Here is a 6,920-nt window from a genome sequence, read left to right as displayed (position 1 = left end):
GGAGCAGTACGACGCCAACCCCGACGCGGGTGACAAGGAGTACGTCGCCACCAACGCCGGACGCTGATCCGCCCTCCGGGCGGCCCCGGTCGTGGGGCCGCCCGGACCCTGAAATCGTCACGCTGCGTGTTGTGCAGTCGGTGCACAAGCTGACTGCACAATGCCCCCTCAGGCGGTGCACAACCCCCGTGCACTGTCCGGTATGCCCCGATTTTCGGACCGGATTCGGCCCCTCAGGGGGTGTCGGGCCGGTCCGGAGTGCACAACTGCACAACACCCCACACCGTCACACCCCGTAACGAATCTCGGGGGTTGAGGACACCCCCACGACGCCGTGTCGTGGGTGTCCTGAGCCCGGCGAGAGCGCCCTGGAGGAGGAAGCCCCGATGGCCACGACCGCCACGAAGAAGACGAAGAAGACCACCCGGACGGCGGTCGACCCCAAGCTGGAGGAGGCGCTGCGCGCCGACTTCGAGCGCACCCTGGCCCAGGCCCTGGACCAGGCCGCCGGAGATCCGGACTGCCGGACCAAGAACGGCGGCGGGTTCGCGGCGCGGCTGCGGGCGGTGGAGGCCGACGCGCTGCGCGCCCGGCTGCGCCTGCAGTACCAGCCGTGGGTGGCCGCCTCCGCGATCGTGGCCGCGGCCCTGATCCAACAGGCGGCCGAACTCGCGGTCGGTCCGTGGGCGTGCGCGGCCGGCACCGGCGCGCTCATCGCCGGGGTCCTGGCCCTGGTGCGCTCCCGCACGAAGGGGTGGTGGCGGGAGGCGGGCGCGTGGCTGCGCGCCCACCCGCTGCGCATGGTCCTGGTCGGCTCCGCCGCCTGGACGTGGTTGACCGCCTCCCTGCTGGTGGGGTTCGACGCCCCCCACGCCCTGGCCACCAGCGGGTTGGCGGCGTTCGTGGCGCTGTCGGCGCACTGGTGGCGGATCCACCGGATCGGCTACCCGACCGGACAGGTCAAGGCCCTGGAGGCCGCGGTCGTCGAAGCCGAGGACGTGCGCCACATCCAGGCGGCGTGGGCGGAGAACCTGGCCGCCGACGGCAAGCCGTTGGCGGGTACGTCGCTGGCCGACTACGAGCGCACCGAGCACAGCCACCAGTGGACCGTGGTGTTGCGCCCGGGCGGCGGCGGCCTGGCCGAGCTCCGGTCCAAGATCACCGCCATCAGTACGGCGATCGACGTGGACGTGCCGATGATCAGCCTGGAGCGCCACCCCTCGGGGCGGCCGACCCGGGCGGTGCTGCGGGTGACCGTGGACTCGCCGGTCGACGACGGGGTCCCCATCACCCACGACGCGAACGGGCCGGTGGTGGCCGGGCGGCCGCTGTGGGACGCCGCCACCGGCGACATCACGCTGGGGCCCTACGCCGACGGGGTCGGCGTCAAGACCTGGAAGGTGTACAGGCCCAACAGCCTCTACGGGGGCTACGTGTTCGGTGACACCGGCTCCGGCAAGAGCGAGCTGCTCAACCTCATCGCGCTCGGACTTTTGGCCAGTGGCAACACCGCGTACTGGTACCTGGACGGCCAGGAGGGCGCCAGCTCCCCGCTGGTGGCCGCCAACGCCGACTGGGACTGCTCCGAAAACCTCTTCAAGGCCCGCCAGGCCCTGGAGGCGGCGTGCGCGGTCATGAAGATGCGCCAGATGTTCAACAAGGCCCACCAGCTCAAGGGGTTCACCCCGAGCCCTGAGCGGCCCGGGCTGGTGCTGATCATCGACGAGTCGCACCTGCTGCTCAACGACTACGTCCGGGACAAGAAGGACCCCGGGTTCGGCGGGATGACCAACGCGGCCCTGGCCGAGCTGATCGGGCGTACCGGCCGCAAGGTCGGCGTCGCGCTCATCTGTGCCAGCCAGGACACCACGCTCAACGCCTTCGGCAACTCCGGCCCGCTGCGCAGCTCCCTGCTGCGCGGCAACGGGGTGGTCATGTTCTCCACGAACCGCATCAGCGCGGGGATCCTGCCGAACTTCTCGCAGGACCCCTCCAAGCTGCCCGACGACGGCGGCTACGCCTACTCGCTGGAGACCACCGACGCCTCCGGCGCCAAGCACTCCCGCGCGGCCACCTTCCGGGCGGCCTACCAGGAGGACTTCGCCCCGGACCTGGCCCGCTACCCCGTCCGCCCGCTGGAGGAGGACTCGGCCACCGTCATCGACATGTACCAGTCAGGCGCCTACAGGCGCCGGCACGAGATCACCGCCGAGGCCAAAGCCTCGGCGGTCGCGGCCGAGATCGCGGCCCTGCGCCGCGGTGAGGTCCCCATCGACGAGTTCCTGTTCGGCGACGAGCTGTCCGTCGTCCCGGTGTCCCGGTCGGTGTCGACCGAGTCCGGGTTCACCGTGCCCGCCCTCCAGCTCGTGCCCTCGCTGGCCGACCTGGTCGCGGTGGAGGCCGACGACGACGAGGACCTCATCGACACCTCCGGCCTGACCCCGGTCCAGGCGGCGGTACTGGAGGCGGTCCGCGACGGCGTCACCCGCACCAGCGACATCCCCGACCGGATCGGCCGCTCCCGCCGCGCGGTCTACAACGCCCGCGACGTCCTCATCGAGCGCGGCCTGGTCGTGGAAGCCGACCGCGGCGTCCTGGCCCTGGCCCCGCCCCGGGCGGCCTGACCCCCACTGCACAACGGCGGTGCACAACCCGAAAGTGCACCGCCCTGACCTCGACAGGCCCCCGCCCAGGCCCACACCGGCCCGGGCGGGGGCCTGTGCACTGCACCACTGCACAACGAAGGAGAGACACGATGAGGACCACCTACAGCACGCCGACCGCCACCTTCTACCGGTGCGAGCAGACCGCCTCGCGCCGCTGGCGGGAGGCGCACCGCACCCTGATGGGCGTCCGCCGCGACGCCGTCAGCGCGTTCACCGCCCGCCACCGCGCCCTGCTGGGTGAGGGCGGGTACCTGTGGGACAGCATCGTCCACGGCTGGGTGATCGTCGCTCCCGCCCGCCCGGCCGGGTGCCGCCCCCACCCCCACGCCGTCCGCCCGACGGACGGGCTGGCGTGGCTGCCCGACCGGCGCACCCGCACCGGGCGCATGCTCCACGACCAGATCACCGGCCTGCCCGCCTTCGACTACCAGGCCGTCCTCGACAACGCCCCCTACCCCGGGGCGATGCCGTTCATCCACGACGACGGGGTGGGGCGGATGGCGCCCTACCGGGCCGTGGTGGACGACGTGGTCCACCTGTGCTGGCCCGCCCCGGTGCCCGGCCTGGACCCGGCGGTGTGGGAAGAGATCACCCGCGCCGAGTACGAGGCCGCGGTCGCCGAGGAGGCCCACCAGGAGCGGGTGCGCAACCTCGGGTGCGCCGTCGCCGCCCTGGACTGGGTACGCGAGACCGCCGGCGTGCCCGACCTGGTCGCCGCCGTGCAGGAGGCCGCGACGGCGGCCGTGCGGGCCCGCACGGGCGACCACCCCGGGATCGACCTGGTGGGCGAGGCCCTGCTGCGGGCCCGCGACGCCCTCGGCGAGTACCGGCACGGGGTCACCCCGGCCCAGGTCGCGCTGCCCCGCGTCGAGGCCGAAGTGAAGGCCCTGCACGCCCTGGCCGCCTGACCGTGCGCTGGCTCCGGCCACCCCGCCCCCGCGGCGGGGTGGCCGGGGGGACCGCACGGCCCACGAACACGCAGACGGCCCGCCCCGAGCTACCAAGGACCGGGCGGGCCGCACTCCATAGACAGGAGCTTCACCAGTATGGCCACTGCCACCGCGACCCGCGCCACCACCCTGACCGCCTCCGCCGGCCACCTGGCCGACCGGATCGGCTGGGTGGCCACCCACACACCGACCATCTGCACCGTCCCGGTGCTGGCCGGTGTCCACCTGGACATCACCGCCGAGGGGGCGGTGGCCACGACCGGCGACTACGACACCTGGGCGCGGGTCGACCTGGACATCGACGCCGACGGCACCGGCCAGGTCGTCCTCCCGGCCCGCCTGTTCGCGTCGCTGCTGGCCACCCTGCCGCGCACCCTGATGGTCACCCTGGCCATCGGCGCCGACCGGGTGACGGTGTCCTGCGGCGCCACCCAGGCGTCCCTGCGGACCCTGCCCGCCGAGGACTTCCCCACCCTGGCGGCCTGGCCCGAGGCGATCGGCACCATGGCCGCGGCCGACCTGGCCGAGGCCACACGCCAGGTCGTGGACGCCGCCGACACCGACTCCTCCTACCCCGGCATGTGCGGGATCGAGCTGACCCTGTCCGAGACCGGGCTCATGGCCACGGCCACCGACCGGTACCGGTTCGCGCTGGCCACCGCCCCCTGGACACCGGTCCTGGCCAACGACACCGACGAGCACAAGGCGCTGGTGCCCGCGACCGTGCTCGCCCAGGCGGCCAAGGCCATGGCCAAGGCTGGCGAGGCGCTCGGCATCGGCCTGGCCACGGGGCAGGGCGCCGCGGACGTGCTGGCCCTGTACGGGGACGGGCTGCGGCTGTGCACCCGCCTGATCGGCTCGGAGACCGTCGGCTGGGACCGGGCCAAGCAGTTCCTGCCCGAGATGGACACCGAGATCACCGTGGCCACCGCCGACCTGGTCGACGCCATCCGCCGCGTGGGCCTGTTCGCCGCGCGCGGCACGGCGGTGCGGATCGTCATCTCCCCCGGCGGTCTGGTGGTCAGCGCCGGAGCCGATGACGAGAGCACCGCGAGCGAGGAGGTGGCCGCCGAGGTCGACACCGAGCAGGACGAGATCCGTCTGGCGGTGCGCCCGGACTACCTGCTGCTCGCGCTGACCGCCCCCCGCCGGGAGCGGATGCGCCTGTCCCTGGGGGCGGTGGACCGGCCGCTGCTGGTGCGCACCGACGACGACGAGGAGACCGGCTACACCCACATCGTCATGCCCATCCGCCAGCCCTGACCGGCCGGTGCCTCTGCCCGCCCTGCGCACGCCGCGGGGCCGGCGGGGGGACCGCCCGGTCCGCCGTCACGCGAAGTGCGTGTGACGAAAAAGCACGCGGCCCGCCCCCGATTCGGCCAAGGACCCGGGGCGGGCCGCACTCCTACTGCGACGAAGGAGTACCCCCAGTATGTCGAGCAAGCCCTGCTGTGGAACCAGCGTCGGCGTCCTCATCTGGTCGCCCGACCGCACCGAGCTGCTGATGATCGAGCGCGGCACCCTCCCCGCCGGGATCGCGCCGGTGGCTGGCCACGCCCTCGATGAGCACGCCGACTACGAGTCGGCGGCCCGGGAGGAAGTCGCCGAGGAGGTCGGGTTGAAGGTCACCGGACTCACCCCGCACGCGGTCGGCGGCCGCCACCCCGGCCGGTGCCGCCGCCAGGGGTCGAGCGGCCACACCTGGAGGATCTTCACCGCCACCGTCATCGGCGACCTGGCCCCCTCCGAGCGCGAGGTCGCCCGGGTCGGGTGGTGGGACCTGGGCGAGATCCAGCACCTCGCCGAGCGGACCGCCGACCACGCCGCCGGACTCATCACCGCCCAGGAGTACGCGAAGCACCCCGGCCTGGAGCCGGTCTGGTGCCAGTGGCTCTTCGAACTCGGGCACGTCGACCTGCCAGGTGAGGACCTGGACGCGATCGAGCGCCTGGCCGCCACCCCGCCCTCCCTGCACGCCTGACCACCCCCGCACACCCGAGAAGGAGAAGCTGACGATGACCTGGATCTGCGACGGCAAGAGCACCGCCACCCTGATCTTCGACGAGGCGGGGAGGCTGCTCGCGCACACCCGCGCCACCGCCCCGGCCGGGATCGCCCTGGGCCCCGCCGGCCACGTCGACGACGTCCACCCCGGCGCCACCCACCTGGACGCCGCCGTGCGCGAAACGCTGGAGGAGTACGGGCTCACCGTCGCCCCCGGCGACCTGGACCTGGTGCTGCACCGGTGGCTCCCGAACAGGTGCGGTGCGGACGTCCCGGCGCTTCCGCACGGCGGCCACGAGTGGATGGTCTACCGCGCCCGCACCTGGTCCGGGACCGTGGCGGCCGCCCCCGACGAGGTCCGCGCGACCCACTGGTGCACCCCCCGCCAGCTCCAGCACCTGGCCGAGCGCACCATCGCCTACGTCCACGGCCGCCTGGCCGAGGCCGACTGGCAGGCCGCCCCCGGCATGGAGCCGGTGTGGGTGTACATGGCCGACATGCTCGGCATGATCACCACCGCCCCGGCCGACCTGGCCGCGGTCCTGGACTACGCCCAGGCCGCCCCCTCCCCCGTCCGCTGACCGCATCCACCCCCGCGGCCGCCCCTCCCATGGGAGGGGCGGCCGCCGTGCTTCCTGAGGAGAATCTGCATGCAGCGCCAACCGCTCCCGCCCCTGGTCCGCCTCGTGTCCTTCGGGTTCCTCCACAGCGCCCCGCCGCCCGAGGCGCACGTCGTGGTGGACCTGCGCACCCACTTCCGCGACCCGCACGTGTCCCCGGAGCTGCGGGCGCTCACCAGCGTCGACCCCCGGGTGCGCGCCCACGTCCTGGCCACCCCCGGCATCGGCGCCCTGGTCGACGCGATCACCACTACCGCCCTGGCCATGGCCTCCGGCCCCGCCGGAGCCGACGTCGTCATCGCGATCGGATGCGCCGGCGGCCGCCACCGGGCACCCACCGTGGCCCGCGCCGTGTGCGAGCGCCTGGACGGGCGCGAGGACGTCGACGTGCAGCTCGACACCCGCCACCTGACCCGCCCGGTCGTGGACCGGTAGAGAGGAGAGGCTCGTGCGGATCTTGGGGGTCGAGGAGGATCGCTACAGGATTTGGCGGTAGACCCCCGCCCCCGGTCACAGGACGGTCACGAGGCCCCCGTGCGACGCGACGTCGCGCGGGGGCCTTTTTTGTGCCCACCTTCGTACTGAGACAAGGTCTAGAACATGATATCGCCCACTTATCGTGAGTCAGGTTTAGGAAAATCGGACACCGGAGCGGGGCTCCCGGCGCCCCGACGGACCTC

6 protein-coding genes are annotated in these 6,920 nt (G+C 73.4%); all 6 read left to right on the top strand.

Annotation, left to right across the window (positions count from 1 at the left end; genetic code table 11):
• The first annotated feature begins 386 nt into the window (after positions 1-386).
• Positions 387-2,624, top strand: coding sequence for a DNA/RNA helicase domain-containing protein (locus ABZ249_RS31500; RefSeq protein WP_355270017.1), 2,238 nt, complete (start codon positions 387-389; stop codon positions 2,622-2,624).
• Positions 2,625-2,755: 131 nt separating this feature from the next.
• Entirely contained in the window at positions 2,756-3,574 is an 819-nt protein-coding gene (locus tag ABZ249_RS31495; RefSeq protein ID WP_355270015.1) for a hypothetical protein, read from the top strand.
• A gap of 138 nt (positions 3,575-3,712) precedes the next feature.
• Positions 3,713-4,879 carry a DNA polymerase III subunit beta gene (dnaN, locus tag ABZ249_RS31490; protein WP_355270013.1) on the top strand — a complete coding sequence of 389 codons (1,167 nt, stop codon included), beginning with the start codon at positions 3,713-3,715 and terminating at the stop codon, positions 4,877-4,879.
• A gap of 169 nt (positions 4,880-5,048) precedes the next feature.
• Complete coding sequence (locus tag ABZ249_RS31485) at positions 5,049-5,597, top strand: NUDIX hydrolase (protein WP_355270011.1); 549 nt, start codon at positions 5,049-5,051, stop codon at positions 5,595-5,597.
• Between the two features lie 34 nt (positions 5,598-5,631).
• Entirely contained in the window at positions 5,632-6,201 is a 570-nt protein-coding gene (locus tag ABZ249_RS31480) for an NUDIX hydrolase (RefSeq protein WP_355270009.1), read from the top strand.
• A 69-nt stretch (positions 6,202-6,270) separates the two neighbouring features.
• A complete protein-coding gene (locus tag ABZ249_RS31475) occupies positions 6,271-6,675 on the top strand; it encodes an RNase adapter RapZ (RefSeq protein ID WP_355270007.1) in 405 nt (134 codons plus the stop codon).
• Positions 6,676-6,920: the final 245 nt, after the last annotated feature.

It is taken from the genome of Nocardiopsis sp. NPDC006139 (assembly GCF_040614155.1).
Lineage (GTDB): Bacteria > Actinomycetota > Actinomycetes > Streptosporangiales > Streptosporangiaceae > Nocardiopsis > Nocardiopsis changdeensis.
The sequence above is the reverse complement of the archived record's forward strand: the minus strand, read 5'-3'. Positions and strand labels throughout refer to the sequence as shown.